The organism is Piscibacillus sp. B03 (assembly GCF_052246295.1).
Classification (GTDB): Bacteria; Bacillota; Bacilli; order Bacillales; family Alkalibacillaceae; genus Piscibacillus.
Window position 1 is genome coordinate 61,932 of the sequence record NZ_JBQQCO010000001.1, and the last position, 17,633, is coordinate 79,564.

21 protein-coding genes are annotated in these 17,633 nt (G+C 38.7%); 11 read left to right on the plus strand and 10 right to left on the minus strand.

The features are described 5' to 3' along the window. Positions 1-84: 84 nt before the first annotated feature. Positions 85-699 carry a spore coat protein gene (locus ACTWQB_RS00295; RefSeq protein ID WP_443137183.1) on the plus strand — a complete coding sequence of 205 codons (615 nt, stop codon included), beginning with the start codon at positions 85-87 and terminating at the stop codon, positions 697-699. Positions 700-962: 263 nt separating this feature from the next. Here ACTWQB_RS00295 and ACTWQB_RS00300 read toward each other — a convergent pair whose 3' ends face one another. Together ACTWQB_RS00300 and ACTWQB_RS00305 are read right to left on the minus strand one after the other, a co-directional pair. Further along, positions 963-1,631, minus strand: a complete 669-nt coding sequence (locus ACTWQB_RS00300) for a polysaccharide deacetylase family protein (protein WP_443137184.1) — start codon at positions 1,629-1,631, stop codon at positions 963-965. Between the two features lie 65 nt (positions 1,632-1,696). Beyond that, complete coding sequence (locus ACTWQB_RS00305; RefSeq protein WP_443137185.1) at positions 1,697-2,485, minus strand: ion transporter; 789 nt, start codon at positions 2,483-2,485, stop codon at positions 1,697-1,699. A gap of 161 nt (positions 2,486-2,646) precedes the next feature. Between ACTWQB_RS00305 and ACTWQB_RS00310 the strand changes: the two genes are divergently transcribed. The 9 genes from ACTWQB_RS00310 to phoU all read left to right on the plus strand — a co-directional run bounded on the left by ACTWQB_RS00310 (position 2,647) and on the right by phoU (position 9,110). Further along, positions 2,647-2,976: a DMT family transporter gene (locus ACTWQB_RS00310; RefSeq protein ID WP_443137186.1), complete on the plus strand. Its 330-nt coding sequence runs from the start codon at positions 2,647-2,649 to the stop codon at positions 2,974-2,976. Continuing rightward, entirely contained in the window at positions 2,976-3,296 is a 321-nt protein-coding gene (locus tag ACTWQB_RS00315) for a DMT family transporter (protein WP_443137187.1), read from the plus strand. The genes ACTWQB_RS00310 and ACTWQB_RS00315 overlap by 1 nt, the downstream gene beginning before the upstream one ends. A 315-nt stretch (positions 3,297-3,611) precedes the next feature. Continuing rightward, entirely contained in the window at positions 3,612-4,247 is a 636-nt protein-coding gene (locus tag ACTWQB_RS00320; protein ID WP_443137188.1) for a hypothetical protein, read from the plus strand. Positions 4,248-4,270: 23 nt separating this feature from the next. Beyond that, the gene (locus tag ACTWQB_RS00325; RefSeq protein WP_443137189.1) at positions 4,271-4,486 is read left to right on the plus strand and encodes an S-layer homology domain-containing protein; all 216 of its coding nucleotides are present in this window, start codon (positions 4,271-4,273) and stop codon (positions 4,484-4,486) included. 209 nt (positions 4,487-4,695) lie between these two features. Next, positions 4,696-5,703 carry a PstS family phosphate ABC transporter substrate-binding protein gene (locus ACTWQB_RS00330; RefSeq protein ID WP_443137190.1) on the plus strand — a complete coding sequence of 336 codons (1,008 nt, stop codon included), beginning with the start codon at positions 4,696-4,698 and terminating at the stop codon, positions 5,701-5,703. Positions 5,704-5,770: 67 nt separating this feature from the next. After that, positions 5,771-6,718 (plus strand): phosphate ABC transporter permease subunit PstC, encoded by a 948-nt coding sequence (gene pstC, locus ACTWQB_RS00335; protein ID WP_443137191.1) that lies wholly within the window; start codon positions 5,771-5,773, stop codon positions 6,716-6,718. A gap of 1 nt (position 6,719) precedes the next feature. Further along, entirely contained in the window at positions 6,720-7,604 is an 885-nt protein-coding gene (gene pstA / locus ACTWQB_RS00340) for a phosphate ABC transporter permease PstA (protein ID WP_443137192.1), read from the plus strand. Between the two features lie 21 nt (positions 7,605-7,625). Continuing rightward, positions 7,626-8,429, plus strand: coding sequence for a phosphate ABC transporter ATP-binding protein PstB (pstB, locus tag ACTWQB_RS00345; RefSeq protein ID WP_443137435.1), 804 nt, complete (start codon positions 7,626-7,628; stop codon positions 8,427-8,429). 24 nt (positions 8,430-8,453) lie between these two features. Beyond that, positions 8,454-9,110, plus strand: coding sequence for a phosphate signaling complex protein PhoU (phoU, locus tag ACTWQB_RS00350; protein WP_443137193.1), 657 nt, complete (start codon positions 8,454-8,456; stop codon positions 9,108-9,110). A gap of 204 nt (positions 9,111-9,314) precedes the next feature. Here the strand turns inward: phoU and ACTWQB_RS00355 are convergent, their stop codons facing one another. From ACTWQB_RS00355 to ACTWQB_RS00375, 5 genes are all read right to left on the minus strand, one after another. Continuing rightward, positions 9,315-10,763, minus strand: coding sequence for a UDP-N-acetylmuramoyl-L-alanyl-D-glutamate--2,6-diaminopimelate ligase (locus ACTWQB_RS00355; RefSeq protein WP_443137194.1), 1,449 nt, complete (start codon positions 10,761-10,763; stop codon positions 9,315-9,317). Positions 10,764-10,985: 222 nt separating this feature from the next. Next, positions 10,986-11,630, minus strand: coding sequence for a queuosine precursor transporter (locus ACTWQB_RS00360; RefSeq protein WP_443137195.1), 645 nt, complete (start codon positions 11,628-11,630; stop codon positions 10,986-10,988). Next, entirely contained in the window at positions 11,623-12,024 is a 402-nt protein-coding gene (gene queF, locus ACTWQB_RS00365; RefSeq protein ID WP_443137196.1) for a preQ(1) synthase, read from the minus strand. Before queF ends, ACTWQB_RS00360 begins: the two co-directional genes overlap by 8 nt. 444 nt (positions 12,025-12,468) lie before the next feature. Beyond that, the gene (locus tag ACTWQB_RS00370) at positions 12,469-13,755 is read right to left on the minus strand and encodes a M20 family metallo-hydrolase (RefSeq protein ID WP_443137197.1); all 1,287 of its coding nucleotides are present in this window, start codon (positions 13,753-13,755) and stop codon (positions 12,469-12,471) included. Positions 13,756-13,769: 14 nt separating this feature from the next. Continuing rightward, entirely contained in the window at positions 13,770-14,159 is a 390-nt protein-coding gene (locus tag ACTWQB_RS00375) for a hypothetical protein (protein WP_443137198.1), read from the minus strand. A gap of 75 nt (positions 14,160-14,234) precedes the next feature. Here ACTWQB_RS00375 and ACTWQB_RS00380 point away from each other — a divergent pair, with 75 nt between their 5' ends. Beyond that, entirely contained in the window at positions 14,235-14,702 is a 468-nt protein-coding gene (locus ACTWQB_RS00380) for an ASCH domain-containing protein (protein WP_443137199.1), read from the plus strand. Here ACTWQB_RS00380 and ACTWQB_RS00385 read toward each other — a convergent pair. From ACTWQB_RS00385 to ACTWQB_RS00395, 3 genes are all read right to left on the minus strand, one after another. After that, positions 14,699-15,031 carry a thioredoxin family protein gene (locus ACTWQB_RS00385; protein ID WP_443137200.1) on the minus strand — a complete coding sequence of 111 codons (333 nt, stop codon included), beginning with the start codon at positions 15,029-15,031 and terminating at the stop codon, positions 14,699-14,701. The genes ACTWQB_RS00380 and ACTWQB_RS00385 overlap by 4 nt on opposite strands. 74 nt (positions 15,032-15,105) lie before the next feature. Next, complete coding sequence (locus tag ACTWQB_RS00390; protein ID WP_443137201.1) at positions 15,106-15,555, minus strand: SRPBCC family protein; 450 nt, start codon at positions 15,553-15,555, stop codon at positions 15,106-15,108. A gap of 181 nt (positions 15,556-15,736) precedes the next feature. Beyond that, positions 15,737-17,479 (minus strand): aromatic amino acid hydroxylase, encoded by a 1,743-nt coding sequence (locus ACTWQB_RS00395; protein ID WP_443137202.1) that lies wholly within the window; start codon positions 17,477-17,479, stop codon positions 15,737-15,739. Between the last annotated feature and the right edge of the window lie 154 nt (positions 17,480-17,633).

The window sequence follows — 17,633 nt, forward strand, 5'->3', positions numbered from 1 at the left end:
AATAAGTAACAGTTAGAAAACTGCATATTTGCTCTCGATTTTACCCACCTTATAACTGTATCACTTATTATGAGGAGGATGACTATGCATCAGCAACAAAACCCAAATAGTCAGATGAAAAACTCAAACCAAATGCCAGCTCAACAAAGCCATTCAGCTCACGAGATTTATGATGTAAAAGAGGTTCTAGGTGGCTTAATCGGTGCAATGGAGCATTATAAAATCTATGAACAAGGTATTCAGGATCAAAACTTAAAGACAATCTTGAATCAACAACACCAGTATATGACACAAATGTACAATACGCTTGTGGATGCTTACCAAACAGGTCAGCGCCCTCCACAACCGACGACGACTTACAATATGGAATTAAGTAATGATGTAACGTATGGTTTAACTCCAGGGCAGCCTAAACAACCTAAGGATAATCCACAGCAACTTAATGATGAGTGTTACTCAGGATTTATGTTAGGACATCTAAAACAGTGTGCTTCTGGTGCAACAATGGCAGCACTTGAAGCGACAAACCCTGTTGTACGTCGTGTTCTACAAGATAGTGTGCCGAATTTATGTGAGATGGCTTATGAAGTGTTCCTTTATCAGAATGACAATGGGTATTATCAAGTTGCACAGTTTGATCAGCAAACACAAGATCAACTGTTAAACGGGTTTACACACGCTTCGCAACAACAGCACTAATAAAATAACCCCTGTCTTTGTAGGCGGGGGTTAAAATAGTTCTTTTTTACTAACATACATACTGGACAAACGGATATATGGCTTATGAAGACAAAAATCCAAAGGAGGCTGATCCAAGTGGCAAACAATCAAGGTAAAAGTGGCGAAAACCGCAGAGAGGAAACAAGGAATACGGCCGCCAAGGTAAATACGCAAAAGGTAATAAAAAAGATAACGATGATTCATAAGTAGAAGAGCCGTTGATGCGATTCAACGGCTCTTCTTTATTGTAAACCAACAACCTGCAAATCCTCTGACTGTAAATAGTCTAATATTTGAGGTAGTGCTTCAACTGTTTCAGCATTTTCATGTAATATATAAATGCCACCTGAGGGGTCATAGGAATAAAAGTAATCTACAATATCTTGAGCACGTTCCGTTTCCCAGTCTTTAGGATCACGATTCCACATAACCATTTTTAAACCATTATTTTTCACAACCTCTACTACTTCATCATCTGCAGACCCAAATGGCGGTCTGAATAATTCAACATGATGACCGACTAGACCTTCAAGACCCGTTATCGATTCCAAAAGATCATCCTCAAGTAATTTAGGCGTTAATAGGTTTAAGTTAGTATGCTCGTAAGAATGACTACCAATCATATGTCCTTGGTCTTTAACATACTGAACTATTTCGGGATATTCCTCTATTCTTTTACCGATGAAGAAAAACGTTCCTGCGACGCCTCGTGCAGCTAGAATATCAGCGATTTCCTTCGTATACTCTGACGGACCGTCATCAAACGTTAATGCAACGTATTGATTAGGAAGGGACGAAATATAATCCTGTTCAACTTGATAAACAGGAAACACTTCCACCCCACTTACGGCTAAGCTATACACAAAACAAGTTACTCCTAATAATAAAGTAACAACTACAGACTTAATCATAACACATGCCTCACTTTCTTAAGGCATTAGACTCGTGTGTCATAATTTAACCAAATCGCTAAAAATTATTCACGATTTTTCACCAGCTCTTTAAGTTCACTAATTTCATCTCTTAAGCGACTAATTTCTTGTTTTAACTCTTCCCCATCATCGTCCCCGTTTTCGAGGGCTTCTACCTTTTCAAAGTTGTTAACAATAACACCGACAAACAGGTTAAGCACAACGAATGAACCAACTAAAATAAATGATACGAAATAAATCCATGAATATGGCGCCTCTTCCATAACTGGGCGCATAACACCACTAGCCCAGGATTCAAGCGTAATCATTTGGAAAAGCGTTAATGCCGTATGCTGAATGGTTCCAAAGTATTCAAAACTAACATCTCGATACAAGACTGTTCCAATTACACTAAACACATAAAATACAATTCCGAGTAATAACATAATCGTACCTAATGACGGCAGTGTCATTAGAAGGGCATTCACCAGCTTACGTAACGACGGTATAACAGAAATCGTTCTGAACAACCTTAACACACGCAAAATACGTAAGACAGTTACATACGTTGAACCGACAAATATATAGCTAAATAACACAATTAGAAAGTCAAAAATATTCCAACCGTCTTTAAAAAACTTCCCCGTTGGTTCGGACGCTATTAGTTTTAAAACAATTTCTATTGTAAAAATAGCTAAAATCACGACATCTAAGACATTGAGAACACTGCCATACGCGTCATAGATTCGTGGATATGTTTCCATTCCTATTAAAACAGCATTAGCTAGTATTAATATGATAATAAAATTTTGAAATGATTTTTTCTCGACAATTCGTTTACTCAAAGTGTGCATTGATGAACTCTCCCTTTTAAGCTTCCACACTTGATTATACTTTTTTTAGATAAGCTGTTTCAATAGAATTCACTTATTTGCAATGGTAAAATAAAATAACTGAATTCTTTAGCCCGAGAGAATATTTCTCTCGGGCTTCCGCTATCTTAAGAGGTGATGGTATGCAACGCGCATGGCTGCAAGTGATTATAGGTGCTATTTTTGAAGTTATGTGGGTGATTGGCTTAAAACACGCAGAAAGTATATTGGAGTGGTCCGTGACAGTAGTCGCAATTTTCATCAGTTTTACACTGTTAATTATAGCTGGGGAAAAGCTCCCTGTCGGAACATCGTACGCTGTATTTGTAGGATTAGGTACAGCGGGAACAGTCGCTTCTGAAATTATATTTTTTAGTGAACCTTTTAGCATGGCTAAAGTTAGCTTAATTGCACTTCTATTAGTAGGTGTTATTGGGTTAAAAATGGTTACCAAAGAGCGAGGTGAAACTTAATGTATTGGACAGCTCTAATTTTTGCAGGTTTGTTTGAAACATCAGGTGTTTTAATGATTAATATTTATCATCAAAAGAAAACTTGGTCGGCCTTAGCTTTGCTAATATTAGCCTTTACATTAAGTTTCGTACTGCTTTCATTTGCGATGGAAGAACTCCCCATGGGAACCGCATACGCCATTTGGACTGGTATTGGCGCAGCTGGCGGCGCTATTGTAGGAATCATTTGGTTTAAGGAACGCGCAACATTTTTACGAGTACTATTCATCACAATGATCATTTCGGCAACTGTTGGACTGAAATTGATATCTTCATCTTAATTGGCACTCATAGTTTTGGGTGTCTTTTTTGATTGGAGTATATTTTACAGCTGCTAATTTGCTCGAAACCCTGTGTATTGTCTGTAAAAAAGGTTCAATTGTCGCTCAAATCTTCCCCTATGATTGTGAAACTGTCACAAATGTCGTATACCACCGTGTGCATGTAAAAACTCATACAATTTAATGTCTACCTTCACCGGATTAAAATTTGTCTTGTAATAAACTCACAGTGAGAAAGTGTTTTATTTGAAGGAGAACGAGAATTAGACACGAATATTAATATATCGTGGAATTTTTAAATTGGAGTGTTCTTCAGTGCAATATCAACAACGTGAAATTATGTCTAAATTATTCATGTCCAGCATCACAATAGTTGGCATCACCATATTTAGTTTATCCCTGTTTAATCTTTCAACAATGCCTAATTCTTTATTAATTCTAATACTTTTTGTCGTCTTATTAGGCGTTACAGAGTATTATCCCTTCCCGGCTTGGAAAGGGTATACAACGATCAACTTCCCTCTTATATATGTCATGTTACTTATTTACGGCCTTAACCTGACCATTGTCGTATATAGTTCAGTCGTATTAGCAGTCAATTTATTGCATGAACGTCCGTTAAGGTCAATCCTGTTTAACCCAGCACAGCTTGCGATTAGCTTATATTTAACATATTCAATTGTCGTTAACAGTTTTGCTATGCATGAATTAACATTCTCAACAAGTATCCTAAATGGAATCTTAACTTATCTCTCTTTTTTATTACTTTTTTACATAATTAACAATTTGCTCGTCGATATAGTGCTCTGGTTACGACCTCAACCCTACTCATTTGTAAACTGGAAGCGGAAGCGACCGCGTTCACTGGAGTTGATGATGTCCGTGAAGATCGTGACCTTCAATTACACAACAATGGACAGCCAATCACAGGTAAATTTTCAGGTGATGTAACAGTTCAGTACAAGGATGAACGCTTGGTCTTAGCAGATCAAGATGATATTCCTGATCATTTAAAAGGTTATGTTCAGCTTGCACTAGATTTAAACATTTTGAATGCCCACTTTGAAGTGAAGCAGAACCCATATGATTTAAAACCCGACATTATAGCGACATTCTCCCCTAACAAGGATGTCACTCGTGCTGAATATGCTGTTGCAAGTACACGTTATCAAGCAGCTTTCTTTAAATAAATTCTTCCCCTCCCAATTTTAGAAAGCGGAGAGCCTAGTGCTCTCTGCTTTTTAATTTCCCTCACACAAAACTCACTCATCCCCGCCACAACTGGGATTTACAATTTCTTAACCTTATCTTTACACTTACTTTACAGACATTTGGGCGTTTCCCTTTTATGATGAACTTGTAACAAATAATTAGAACATTCCTAAGGGGGACATTCCAAATGACTAAATGGTCAAAGCTTTTCATTCTATCAATCTTAACTCTATTATTAGTGGCTTTAGCTGCTTGTGGATCAGATGAAGGTTCTTCAAGTGAAGCTTCTAGTGGCGACAGCAATGAAGAGAACACAGAAAACAGTGAAGAAGAATCATCTGACAGTCAAGAATTAGAAGGCAGTGTTGTGATTGACGGCTCTGGGACGGTTTATCCACTAATGGCAAAAATGGCAGAAGAGTACATGATTAACTCTCAACCTTATGTTTCTGTAGAAGTAAGCCGTTCTGGTACAAGCGCAGGTTTTGAGAAGTTTTTAGTCGAAAATGGAACTGATTTTAACGATGCATCTCGCGAAATTAAAGATGAAGAGAAAGCAAAAGCTGAAGAATTAGGAATTGATGTTAAAGAATTAAAGGTTGCTTTAGACGGATTAACGATCGTGATTAACCCAGAAAATGATTTTGCGACTGAGCTTACCGAAGAACAAGTAGTAGATATTTTCCTAGGAAAATATACAAAGTGGTCTGATATTAATCAGGATTGGCCAGATGAAGAAATCCAAACGTACGGTCCGAACGAAAACCATGGTACGTATGAATTTTTCTATGAAGTGATTTTAGATGAACAAGATCTAGTAGATAACATTAACTTACAGCAAGAATATTCAACACTAGTAACATTAGTGGCTGAAGACAAGAATGCAATTGGTTTCTTTGGATTTGGTTACTATGACAATAACAAAGATGATGTAAAAGCTGTTAAAGTCGACTTTGGCGAAGGACCGGTTGAACCTTCACTTGACACCATTGCAGAAGATGGCCCTTACGCTAACTTTACACGCCCAGTATTCACCTATCTAAATATGAATCATGCTGAAGAGAAAGCACAAGTATTAGATTACGCCGTATGGTTAATGGAAAACGTGAACGACTATGCAGGTGAAGTCGGATTTGCTCCATTACCTGATGAAGAAACAAATCAATTAGTAGAAGAACTTAAAGAACTGAAGTAAACACTAAGATGAGAGCTTCATTGCTCTCATTTTAGTTTGCTTTTTCCTTGAAGGGAGGAAGATCATCATGACATCACAGAATGAGTCTAAAAAAGTTTCAGTACAAGACATGATTGAAGAAAAACGGAAAAGTAAAAACTTAACTACAATTTTTGAAAAACTCATTCCAACAATCTTATTTCTATTCGCATTCATATCCATTTTAACGACAATAGGCATTATATATACGTTATTGAGTGAGACCATCGAGTTTTTCAAACAGGTTCCTTTGATCGACTTTTTTACTGGTACGGTATTAAAACCGCTTAGCCAGAACCCTGAGTTTGGAATTTTACCATTGATAAATGGAACGATTCTTTCGTCTTTAATCGCCATGCTTGTGGCTGGACCGATTGGTATCATGGCTGCAATTTATTTAAGTGAATATGCAACTGATAAAGTTCGACGTGTGTTAAAACCAATGCTTGAAGTACTAGCAGGAATCCCAACCATCGTGTACGGGTTTTTCGCCTTCACATTTGTCACACCTATACTAAGGTCGATTTGGCCATCGATTGATGCTACCAATATTTTAAGTCCAGGGATTGTCATGGGAGTTATGATTATTCCAATGATCGCATCTCTTTCTGAAGACGCCATGAGCTCGGTGCCAAACTCTATGCGTGAAGGAGCGTACGCACTTGGAGCAACCAAATTAGAATCAACATTTAAAGTAGTTATACCGGCTGCTTTATCCGGAATCATCGCTTCATTCATTTTAGGAATCTCTCGCGCAATCGGTGAGACAATGATTGTTACGATTGCCAGCGGTAGTTCTAAAAACTTTACGTTCGACATTACTGAATCCATGCAAACTATGACGGCTTATATCGTCGAAGTAGCTGGCGGCGAAGCACCTGCTGGCTCAACCATTTACTTTAGCTTATATGCTGTTGCGATGACGTTATTTATCTTCACACTACTCATGAACTTACTAGCTAGATATGTGTCTCGTAAGTTTAGGGAGGAATACTAACATGAATTATGTTGACATCGATCAAGTACAAAAAAACATGAACACAAGGATTATTAAAAACAACATCCTTAAATATATATTTTTTATTGCCACAACCATTGGCTTAGTCGTACTTGCCGCCTTATTAATACAAGTGATCACACAAGGAATCAGCTCCATTAATATGGACTTTTTAACAGGACGTTTATCAACAGAGGCGAGTCGAGCAGGAATTATGGGTGCCATCCTTGGTACGTTTTGGCTTATGGCGGTTGTAATCCCTGTCACAATAGTTGTAGGAATTGGCACCGCCTTATACCTTGAGCTGTATTTAAGAAAAGGTAAAGTACAATCCATGATTCAGACGAATATTGCGAACTTAGCCGGGGTCCCTTCGATTGTATACGGAATCTTAGGGTTAACGATATTTGTTCGAGCAATGGATTTTGGAAACATTGTCTTAGCTGGTGGTTTGACACTCTCCCTACTCATATTACCGATTGTCATCGTTGCTGCTCAAGAGGCTATTCGCTCAGTACCTCAGCATTTAACGGAAGCTTCTTATGGCATGGGCGCAACAAAGTGGCAAACAATTAGACGCATTATATTACCGGCAGCATTGCCAGGCATGTTAACGGGCGCCATTTTAGCTATATCCCGAGCAATTGGAGAAACGGCACCATTAACCGTTATTGGCATCCCTGCCCTTCTCATTCCGTTTCCAGGTGGAATCTTTGATAAATTTACAGCTCTACCAATGCAAATTTACTATTGGACACTTGATTCATCATTAGTTGATGAATACGCAAACTTAGCTGCCGCAACAATCATTGTCCTATTGTTACTATTATTTGCTTTGAACTCCATTGCGATTTTAATTCGTAATAAGTTTCAACAACGTTATTAATAAGGAGTGACTCAAATGAGTATGGCAACACTTAAAAAAACGAGTATAAAACAAGCACCACAAGTTGATCAGAATATCGTTTTTAATACTAAAAATTTAAACCTATGGTATGGCAACACACATGCGTTAAAAGATATTTCTCTTCCGATTCCAGAGAAAGAGATCACAGCCATTATCGGCCCTTCTGGTTGCGGGAAGTCGACTTACCTGAAGACGCTAAATCGCATGGTGGACCTCGTACCATCTGTTAAAACATCAGGCGATATTGAATATCGAAGCCGAAACATTTTAAATAAGCAATTTAAAGTTGAAGAATTAAGAACACGTGTTGGAATGGTGTTTCAAAAACCGAATCCTTTTCCGAAATCCATTTACGAAAATGTTGCTTATGGTCCAAAGATACACGGTATTAAAAGTAAAAAAGTTTTAGATGAAATTGTAGAGAAAAGCTTAAAAGACGCTTTTATTTGGGATGAAGTTAAGGATCGTCTAAAAGAAAATGCCTATGGTTTATCTGGTGGTCAACAACAACGCCTATGTATTGCGAGAACTCTTGCGATTGAACCTGATGTCATTTTAATGGATGAACCGACTTCTGCACTTGATCCAATCTCAACACTAAAAGTTGAAGAATTAGTACAAAAGCTTAAGCAAGATTACAGCATTGTCATTGTCACACACAACATGCAGCAGGCGGCACGAATTTCAGATAAAACAGCCTTTTTCTTAAACGGTGAAGTAGTTGAATTTAACGATACGGAAATACTTTTTTCTAACCCTTCAGATCAACGTACAGAAGATTATATCACAGGACGTTTCGGATAAACTATTTGGAGAGGAGCTTGGACAATGGTAAGGGAAAACTTTGAAGATCAATTGTACGAATTAAAAGAGCGTGTTTTTACTATGAGCAGTATGGCAAAGTCATCATTAACCAATGCTCTACACGCACTCGAACAACAGGACCCACAACAAGCTCAACAAGTCATTGACCATGATGAAGAAATTAACTCAATCGAAGATCGCATTAACGATGATACCATTTGGTTAATCGCCAAAGAACAACCCGTCGCAAAAGATTTAAGGCGTTTAGTGATGACACTGAAAGCTACTAATGATATCGAACGAATTGGTGATTTAGCCGTTAATATCGCTAAATCTGTTATCCGTATAGGCAATAATCCTTTGCCTATCGAAAAGGAACACATTCTAGCCACCTCATCCGTCGTTCAACAGATGATTGATTTGGTGATTGATGCTTATATGACTGAGGATATTGAAACAGCATTTGAAATCTCACGCATCGACGACCAAGTCGATCAACAATACGGTGAGTCAATCGAAAAACTGTTAACACACATGACGAAACATCCAAATGAAATAAGTCAAATCACGCAACTCGCTTTTATTAGTCGTTACCTAGAGCGTGCTGCGGATCATGTGACGAACATCGCAGAAGGCATCATTTATTTAGTTAAAGGAAAACATGTTGATTTAAATACCTAATCCCCTAATTGATATAGATTACCCCCTTGAGAAGCTTGGCACTTGGCCAAGTTTTTCTTTATGTTTTTGAATTTCCCCATAAATTATGATTTTTCCTTATAAATTTAATTTTTTCCCCATAAAACAAAAAATTTCCCCATATATTTAAAAGATTCCCCATAAATAATTGCTTCATAAAAAAATGAACAGGCTCTCGCCCATTCGTTAACCTGATTTAAGGACTTCTTGTTCACGTTTCTTTAAAGTTTCAACCGTTTCAAGATCATTTGTTGTACCTAAATCGAAAGCTTCTTTATAAGCTTCATGTCCTTTACCTGTTACAACAACCCAGTCTCCAGAACCTGCTGTAGCGATTGCTTTCTCAATCGCTCTTGTCCGGTCCAATATGACTTCACCTTGTTGATATTGGTAGTGATAGTCCTGTAACGTCTGCTCCATTTCATTTTCTGATGTTCCATTTAAATCGTCACAGGTTAATATATATTGATCACTCACTTTTACGGTTTCGTCCATCATAGCTTTACGCTTCGATAAGTCACGTGAGCCACGGAACCCGAATACATGAAAAATCTTGTTAGCACCTGACTCTTTCACAGTATTCAATACGTGATAAAATCCTTTTGGTGTATGTGCATAGTCGACAACAATCGTCTTATTTCCCGGGAAATTGATAACTTCAAATCTTCCACTTACATTCTTAACTTGCTTAAGTGCGGCAACAGATTTGTCTCGTTTCAAATTAAAAACCTCACCAACTAACAGGCTGAATGCCGCATTAAACCGATTGTGCATGCCAGGCAATTTTAATTCTAAAGCCAATAATTGATTGTCTGATTTAATCGTCACAGAGCGATCATTAGGGCTTACAATCACATCAGCTAAGGAACTAACACCAACCGAATAAACAGTTTGATTTTTTTCTCTTAAAAGGGCAAACGCTCTTCCACCCCATTCATCATCTATGTTAACAAAAGCAACACCATCATTTTTCAGTAAGCTAAAAATCTTATATTTCGAATCAAAGTATTCAGCCATACTATGGTGATAGTCTAGATGTTCAGAATCTAAGTTTGTAAAAATTGCCGCATCCAAACGAAGCCCTTCGACTCGATGTTGCTTTAAAGCATGCGAAGAGATTTCAACAATCACGACGTCATCTTGACTCTCATGTAATAGTCCCTGTAACTTAACGGTGCCAGGTGTTGTATTTTTACTCTTATATGACTTACCATTTATAAAATATTCAATAGTACCAATTAAGCCAACAGAATATCCGTTTGCTTCAAAAGCCGCTTTCAACATATAGCTTGTAGTTGTTTTACCATTTGTGCCTGTGACACCAATGACTTTTTTATTGTACGAAGGGTGCTCATAAAACTCACAAAGCATTTTTCCTAAGGCTTGTTTACTATTTTGAACTTGCACATACGTAGTAGGTAAAGTTAAATCCTTTTCTCCTACAATTACTTGTGCTCCGTTAAATATTGCTTCATCTATATAAACATGTCCATCATGTTCATAACCTTTTACAGCTACAAACACGGAACCTTCCCTTACCTCTCTTGAATCATCTGTTATATGTTCGATTTCAAAATCAGGACCATTAAAAGGTTTCATTAATTCTACATCTTTAATGATTTTTAATAAATTCATTGGTGTTCCCCCAAACATGTTCAAACCTTAGTTTAGTTTACCCCATATCCACCAATGAATAACTCCATCAAAAGTACATTTATTATGTTAATTTTTGTTATAAAAAGATGTGAAATCCGACGTATATTTAAAGCTCTGTCTTGGTTTCGCCAGTGACTGTTAAGCTCTCGCGCCATTATTATAAAAAAGCACCAAGGGAGACTTCCCTTGATGCGAACTATATTATGAGGTTGCTTTTAATGTTGGTTCGTGAGACTCACTCTTCGATTTTCTCGTTAGTAAATAGAAAATCGGAGTGTCGACAATTGCAATAGCCAGTTTGATTACATATTGACTTAAAATCATCATCCATAAATTTGGAACTGAACCAATGAAAGCAATAGTAATAAAGACAGTCGTATCTATTAATTGCGACGATGCTGTACTTAAATTATTACGTAACCACTTATATTTTGTGCTCGTTATTTTCTTTAATTTAGAGAAAATATACACATCTAAATATTGCGACGTCAAATAAGCAGCTAATGAAGCAATAACGAATCTAGCGTTTTGCCCAAGAAGTGTTTCGTAAGCTTGTTGAGATTCTTGCGCAAACGGAGCAACTGGTAACAGCTGACCGAGAAAGATCATAATGCTTGCAAATATTTGCGCTATAAAACCAAAAATAATCGTTTGTTTCGCTTGCTCACGCCCATAATTCTCATGCACAATATCTGTTATTAAAAACGTTACAGCATAAACAACAACAGCAGCTGGAATCATGAAATTCTCACTTAACATGACGATTTTCCCAGCAATCACATTCGCCACGACTAAAGCACTCGCAAAAATCACATTCAACAATATCAGCTTTTGATCTTTATTCATGTTCACGCACCGCTTTAGTGGTTAATTCAATGCCACCACGTGCTGATTGATAAACGGTCACTTCAACACGCTTTGGTTCAATTGCAAAACTCACATCGTCTGCTATTTGAGCCGCTAATGATTCACAGAAAGCTCCTTGGTCTCTAAATGACCATAGGTAGAACTTTAGTGACTTCGATTCAATACATTTATCGTTTGGCGTATACGTAATTTCAACACGCCCAAAATCCGGCTGACCTGTTTTAGGACAAACCGCGGTGAATTCTAATGCATTAAACGTAATCTCCTGTACATTCGGGGCATCAAACGCCTCATTTTTTAAAATCTCGCGCCCTTCCTCAACGCTTTTTGGCCTTGGCATTGGCCCAGACCTTGGTAAATAATATTCTGACATAGTGTCTCATCTCCTTAGTTTTGATTAAGCAGGATTTTTCGAACTGCTCGTGCTTTTTAAGAAAAGTGCAAGCGCCCGTTTAACCACGCAGTGCGCCGACTAAAACCGGCCACGTCCTGCGCCTGCGATTACTCGGCGCAAACTTAAGCAAAGAAGTAACGCAAGTAGCATTTGTGGCCAACGTCGGCACTAGAACGTCCAGTTCGTCGCTGACCGACTAAACTGAGATAAAGGAAACACGACAAGCGAAGCGAGTCGATGTTGACTTATCGTAGGTTTAGGCGGGAAGGTTCCAATTAAATAGGGGTGGTTGGGCGCATTGCGCTAGACAATTCTTCATTAACATAAGTTATAAAATTAGAAATAGAGTATTTATACTTTCCTAGCTTTTAAAAAACGATTCCAATCACAGAGTGGTTTTTAGTATATCGTTATATTTATTTACTACTCTTCACAAACCTTTTCTATAAACCGCTTCAGCACATGAACGGTTTGCACACAATCATTGAGGGTTGACCACTCTGCTGGGTTGTGACTGATGCCGTCTTGACTTTGTGTAAAAAGCATCGCCGCTGGTACGTAACGTCCAACGACCATAGCGTCATGCCCGGCACCACTTGGTAAGTAATAAGGTTTGTTTTCTAAAACTTCCTTATAGGCATCCGCTGCTTTTTGTTGCATACCTTGAGGAATTTCAACTGGATCGACACTCATCAGTTCTTGATGCACAACCTCAATTCGATGCTCATCCGCCACTCTTTCGGCTGAACTTTTCACCAAACGAACGATTTCTTCCTTCCACTCTTTCTTTATGTCACGAATATCTACAGTCAGTTCCACTTCACCTGGAATGACGTTGACGCCATTTGGTTTCACTTCAAGCTTACCAACTGTTGCGACACCTGAATCACTTACTTGTGTTGGAAACTCTTTAACCTGTGTAATAAAATCACTTGCAGCGACTAACGCGTCTTGGCGGTCATTCATCGGCGTATTACCAGCATGGCCAGCAGCACCTTTAAAGTTTACTTTCAACCAAGTTGGACCAGCAATACCCGTTACAATCCCCGTAGGCAGATTAGCTCTCTCTAATCGTTTACCTTGTTCAATATGCACTTCAATAAACGCGTAAACGTCATTCAAGTCACGCTTAGCTTGAGCAACGCCCTCTGGTGTCAGACCAACATCCTTTAGAACCTCTTCGTATGCACGACCTTCATAGTCTATGCGCTGGCGTTCCTGTTCTTCATCAATTTCACCCACAAAGGCTTGACTACCCGTTAATCCACCATTAAAGCGAGCACCTTCTTCATCAGAGAAAATCACAACTTCAAATGGGCGCTTCGGCTGATACCCCACTTCACGCCAAGCTGATACGACTTCCAACGCAGCTAACACACCTAATGGACCGTCGAAATGCCCACCATGAGGAACACTATCAACGTGTGAACCAGACAAGACGGCTGGTAAACTTTGTTTCCCTTCTAAACGACCAAACACATTTCCGGCTCCGTCCATGTTGACAGTTAGACCTTCTTCCTTCATCCACTTCATCACTAATTGTTTAGCCTGAAGTTCTTCTTGAGTGAATGAAATTCTACGGCAGCCACCTTCTTCAGTCCAGCCAATCTCCGCAAGCTTAGAAAGACGCTCTGCTAAGCGAGTGCCATTGACACCAGAGTGTGTAAGGTCTTGTTTATAATCGTTCATTAATTGATCGTAAAAGTTCATCTTGTAGCCTCCTATTACTTTTCAATGTTCTTGCTTAAGGTTAATAGGAAAAATAACACAAAACTCACAAGAAGGATAGTCCCTCCAATGATAAAGTAAACTGTCACAAGCCCATTTGGTAAACCAAACGGACGAGTATAGTACATCCACATCCCTGTCGTTAAGCCTAATGAACCTAAAATGGCTGTCCAAACATGGGCTGTAGCTAGTTTTGATTTAGTTTTGTAAAAAATTTTATAAAACACAGCCCAAGCGAATAGCGAAAGCCATCCAACGACTAAAATATGAGCATGCACCGATTTAAATTCCAAGTCCATTGAACCTGCCATGTGAGAGCCAATGAACGCTCCGACCACAGCAAATAAGGCTGAGAACCTTAATAATGTCGAGCTATAATTTTGCATAACGCATCTCCCTTTCAACGTGTTAAAATAAGGTTATGTCTATTATGTCATAAATACTGGTAGGTGAAATGAACATTGATTAAACAATCTGTGAAAACGATGTGGCAAAACTTCTTAGATACTTTGGATCGACAAGAAGCGAGTGTAGCAGAATATGAGGCATGGCCTTTTGGAGACGGACCTGAGTTGGCAGAGGAACTAGCTTCACTAGTTAAGAGCGGCGATAAAACAGCAACTTGCTCGCTTTATCAATTATACTTAGACGAAGGTGAAGACTTACCTAAAGTGGGCGTATATAATGTTATAACTGATTGGGACGGTAACCCGTTAGTTATCACCCGAACGATGAAAGTGGAACTCATTCCTTTTAATGAAGTGTCTGAAGAGTTCGCTTACAAAGAAGGCGAAGGTGACAAAAGTTACGACTACTGGCGTCGTGAGCATATCAAGTTTTTTAACCGTGAATTAGCAGAAAGCGATCGTAAGTTTGATGAGAATATGTATGTTGTATGTGAAGAATTTAAAGTCGTCTATGAGGGCTAACCCAATAAACCCTCATAGATTTTACTGATCTTTTCATTAAACTGACCCATCTGTACAATACGCGCTTCTCTTAAGTATTCCTTGCCATCGACAAACAAAATTAAGACTGGAACTGTAAAAATCGAAAAACGTCCCGCTACCTCAGGTACGTCTGTCACATCTACATGCCCAAGTTTAATCTTAGGGTAATTTTCCATCAACTGTTGAACCTGTGGCAACAATCCATGACACACACTACATCCTTCTCTTGAAATGTACAAAAAGGACAGCTGATGCTCTAGCAGTTGATCAATCTCTTCATTACTATGCAATTCTTTAAAATCACGCATGACCTCACCTCGTTATAATTGAAAAGTTATAACAATTCTCCATAAATGAAATAGACCGCCCTCCATCGAACAGTCTACTCCTCAGCCTCTTTATAGTTCAATTCCACATATTGCTTAAATTTATACAATAAGTCACCGTCTTCTTTTTTAATAATCCGGTTAATGACAGGCTTGGTTATAAAGTTTCTCACCCCTTTTGTCTTCACTTTCCCTTCAAAGTGAATGTCCGTCCCACCATCAATCTCACTAAGGGTATAAATATAATGAAGGTCAAGTCCGTTCTGTTTACTGTAAGTGGCAAATTTAACGTTCGGTTCATACTCAATCACTTCAAGAGTATTCTCGACTTTTCTATTACTAATGGTCCGCACTTCTTTAATTTCCGTGCCAACTTTAACCTCATCATCTAAGACTCTTACTTCCTCAATGTGATTTAATACTTTAGGAGCATATTCAAATGACGTTAACTCACGAAACACAACGTCAACTGGCAATTTTATATGTACGTCTCTAGTAAATCCCAATACTCTCACCTCTCTATGATTATTTTATCATATTTTAGAGGGACGGATTGAGAGTTTGAGTTTCGTAATAAGTGAGATGATCGTGTATTGAGCTTATGTGTCGCTCAAATTCATAGTAGGGATTGCGAAATAGGCTCAAATAAAAAGCATACCACCAACGTCTGGTGATATGCCTACCCCTTTATTCTGAAATTAACGGTGCATGTTTAGCAACATTTATTCCTCGCTCGACTAGGGTATTCCACTCATCATCTAGCGTTTGAATTCTCTCTAATTCTTGTTCCACTTTCTCGAGAAGATCTGACGAAATTCCCTGTGCTGTTAAAATTTCTAAAATCTCTATACGGAGTAGCCAATCATTTGGCGCTACCTTCTCAAGTTCGTCTAAAACACACGCTAACTCCGTTTCAGACCCTCCATTATGACGAATATTACGCACCTCTTGATAAAGCTGTTCTAATGGCGTTAACTCAGGTAACCCCGGTGATTCAGCAGGCTCACTGTCAATATTCGGATGAAAAGCTTCTCCATCTGCTGCCCCAGCAAACACTGACACAATCTCAGTACCGACTGCCATATCAAACGTGCCCCATTCAGGTTCGAATAAAACTTGATCATCTAACGTCACGCGGCAGTCTTCGAATGTGACTACTACGACTTTCCCGTTTTGTCGAACGATATCTGTAACCGACCCAGAAACGGTAACTCCACTTTCGAATTCTAGCGTCGCGCGTTGTCCTGTTACAATACCTACATTCTCTAATTCAGAGTCAGATAAATCCTCTAAGTTTTTATCCATATTCTTCAATGGACCGACTGGCGACCCAAAACCATCTGCATGATGATCTGTTCCGTGCCCCGGTAACTCTTGATTGTCAAATGCTAAGTTCGTTGACCCTGACGTTTTAAGATATACAATTTCACCTTCAGAATCAGTAATGCGACCCGCGAAAACTCCTGAAACTTGAAGCCCAGAGCTCAAGACAGCTGTTGCCACATTTTCAGACTGAATCGCTTTATCCAAGCTCTCCGCGCCGCCTTTCATAAATGCCATTTCCGAAGCAAACTCTTTTAACCCTTCAATTAACTGCTCAAAGCTTTCACAGACAAACAGCTGTGGCTGAGGCTTTGTAATATCAAAGGACGTGTTGACTATATCTTGGACATCAAAAGGTCGTTTCTCAACATCAGGACTTAAGATGTTACTACCTTCCGCGACTGACGATAACAGCCCTGCTCCGTAAATTCTAGGCTTATCAACCGTTCCAATTAATCCGTATTCTACTGTCCACCAGTACAATCGACCAATTTTTTCTGCTTCAGATACTCCTTTAATTGCCGCTTCCTTTTCTTGTATGTTTTGTTGAGCTAGTTGAATCTCTTCTTCTGTCGCATCACCTTTTTCTAATAAATTAGAGTAGTGACGAACCGCATCAAAGTGATCATGCTCTTCCTTGGTTGCGATCGCTTTTTTCCCTATTTCACCGAAAAGCTTAACGTATTCAGAGTACTTTGAGTCACACAAAATCGGAGCATGTCCTGCTGCTTCATGAATGATGTCAGGTGCTGGTGTGTATTGAATATTTTCTAGCTTACGAATTTCGGTTGCAATCGGTAAAATTCCGTTTCCTTGAAACTCAAAAAAGGCCACACCAGGAATAAAACCATCAATTGTAGCAGCACCCCATCCAAATGGTGCTAAAGCTTGATTCATCTCATCTACATTAGGAATCTGCTCAATCGTAATTCCAGAGGCCTTCAAACCATCCGTGTAAGCTTCATGAGCTAAATCTTTTAATGTGTGATGATTTTGACGCATGACATAGCGCCAAACAGCATGGTTGATCGGTGTATATGTATCATAATGTTGCTCAGCCGTAAATTTTCTTAAATGCTTTGGAACTTTTTGTACTGTTAAAGTCATGTTTCCCCTCACCCTTTCACTAATTTACATAAACGCTTAAACGCTTTTTAGCATTAAAGTATTGTTAACTAATTTACAACTTGTACAGTTAAAAGTCAACCCTATTCATAAAAAAACTAATTATTGAGGGCGGCCATTCCTGTTCACTACCTTT

Excerpts from the sequence above, each read along its gene's own strand:
- ACTWQB_RS00295 (WP_443137183.1), top strand. The coding sequence starts at position 85 with ATGCATCAGCAACAAAACCCAAATAGTCAGATGAAAAACTCAAACCAA.
- ACTWQB_RS00300 (WP_443137184.1), bottom strand. The coding sequence starts at position 1,631 with ATGATTAAGTCTGTAGTTGTTACTTTATTATTAGGAGTAACTTGTTTT.
- ACTWQB_RS00305 (WP_443137185.1), bottom strand. The coding sequence starts at position 2,485 with ATGCACACTTTGAGTAAACGAATTGTCGAGAAAAAATCATTTCAAAAT.
- ACTWQB_RS00310 (WP_443137186.1), top strand. The coding sequence starts at position 2,647 with ATGCAACGCGCATGGCTGCAAGTGATTATAGGTGCTATTTTTGAAGTT.
- ACTWQB_RS00315 (WP_443137187.1), top strand. The coding sequence starts at position 2,976 with ATGTATTGGACAGCTCTAATTTTTGCAGGTTTGTTTGAAACATCAGGT.
- ACTWQB_RS00330 (WP_443137190.1), top strand. The coding sequence starts at position 4,696 with ATGACTAAATGGTCAAAGCTTTTCATTCTATCAATCTTAACTCTATTA.
- pstC (WP_443137191.1), top strand. The coding sequence starts at position 5,771 with ATGACATCACAGAATGAGTCTAAAAAAGTTTCAGTACAAGACATGATT.
- pstA (WP_443137192.1), top strand. The coding sequence starts at position 6,720 with ATGAATTATGTTGACATCGATCAAGTACAAAAAAACATGAACACAAGG.
- pstB (WP_443137435.1), top strand. The coding sequence starts at position 7,626 with ATGGCAACACTTAAAAAAACGAGTATAAAACAAGCACCACAAGTTGAT.
- phoU (WP_443137193.1), top strand. The coding sequence starts at position 8,454 with ATGGTAAGGGAAAACTTTGAAGATCAATTGTACGAATTAAAAGAGCGT.
- ACTWQB_RS00355 (WP_443137194.1), bottom strand. The coding sequence starts at position 10,763 with ATGAATTTATTAAAAATCATTAAAGATGTAGAATTAATGAAACCTTTT.
- ACTWQB_RS00360 (WP_443137195.1), bottom strand. The coding sequence starts at position 11,630 with ATGAATAAAGATCAAAAGCTGATATTGTTGAATGTGATTTTTGCGAGT.
- queF (WP_443137196.1), bottom strand. The coding sequence starts at position 12,024 with ATGTCAGAATATTATTTACCAAGGTCTGGGCCAATGCCAAGGCCAAAA.
- ACTWQB_RS00370 (WP_443137197.1), bottom strand. The coding sequence starts at position 13,755 with ATGAACTTTTACGATCAATTAATGAACGATTATAAACAAGACCTTACA.
- ACTWQB_RS00375 (WP_443137198.1), bottom strand. The coding sequence starts at position 14,159 with ATGCAAAATTATAGCTCGACATTATTAAGGTTCTCAGCCTTATTTGCT.
- ACTWQB_RS00385 (WP_443137200.1), bottom strand. The coding sequence starts at position 15,031 with ATGCGTGATTTTAAAGAATTGCATAGTAATGAAGAGATTGATCAACTG.
- ACTWQB_RS00395 (WP_443137202.1), bottom strand. The coding sequence starts at position 17,479 with ATGACTTTAACAGTACAAAAAGTTCCAAAGCATTTAAGAAAATTTACG.